This is a genomic window from Mesorhizobium sp. P5_C1, assembly GCF_054049815.1.
In genome coordinates this window covers 1-982 of sequence record NZ_JBFULQ010001113.1, presented here as the reverse complement: position 1 = coordinate 982, position 982 = coordinate 1, and the positions used below count along the sequence as shown (strand labels likewise).

Below are 982 nucleotides of genomic sequence, written 5' to 3'. Positions count from 1 at the left end.
GGCACCGATCAATTCGACTTGTCAAAGCTCGATTTGAGCCAGCTAGGTTCCATAGATCTGATAAGCATCCATTTCCCGCGATATCTGCTGCCGTTCGATTTCCTCGCTGAACTGAAACAGCTGTTCGAGGGCGGGTTGGTTCGCCCGGATGCATTCGCGATTACGAGAAAGGACAGCGAGGGCAGGATATCGGGAATGCAAGGTGGGCGCCTGGAGGACGGCGAGGACGTCGTCGAGGTCAATGCCTTGATCGCAGCGCTTGCAGCCCAAGCGCGCGGCGACACGGCAGAAATCCGGACGAGCGCAAAGGCGGCGGCGCGAGCGGCTGGTGCCGGTGACTTTGGTCTGTCTGCTGACGACCTTCGCCGGCGCGCGGAGCGACTGCGTCCTGGGCATTCCGAAGTCGTCGTTCTGTTGGAGAACCGTTGGGAGTCGCGGTTCTACGATGTGACGCGCCGTCACGGAGGCACGGTTGCCGAACAGAAGATGATCTCTGCCGCTGCCCTCGCGAAAATGGGCGGTTGGATTGTGCCATCAACCGCGTGATCCGGCGGCTCGGGCAGCGGTATTTCCGGTGAGCCGCCAGGAGTTTCGAAATGGAAGGCGCAACTGCCTCACGGCCGTTGCGCCGGCAACTGTAACTTACTTGTCGCCGCTGTGCATCCTGCAGGCGAAGGGGCAAACTAATGCGACTGTCTGCGAAGTACCAATGAAAGACCCGAGYAACAGGTCAATGCCGCTGACGGCCGCGATGGTCCGGTTCGTTGATGTGGCGGAGTTGATCAAGGCCCGCAGCATCTCGGACGAGGTCTTGCGGGATATGTGTGAAGACTACCGGCTGGCTCGCACGACGCTCACCAGACTGAAGAAAGCGAAGCCAAGGCGGCCGGCAGAGATTTCCGAATACACGACCCTGGTGTCCGAACTCGAAGACGAGATCATCCGCCGCTTGCTGGGTGACGAAGAACGGCCGACGGTTAAC

2 protein-coding genes are annotated in these 982 nt (G+C 60.1%); both read left to right on the top strand.

The genetic code is table 11. The annotated features are described in order from the left end of the window. On the top strand, window positions 1-546 hold a 546-nt coding region (locus ACXJ7R_RS34260), incomplete at its 5' end, for a hypothetical protein (RefSeq protein ID WP_457155659.1). 187 nt (window positions 547-733) lie between these two features. Further along, window positions 734-982 (top strand): hypothetical protein (locus tag ACXJ7R_RS34255; protein WP_457155658.1); only part of this gene is annotated, 249 nt, incomplete at its 3' end.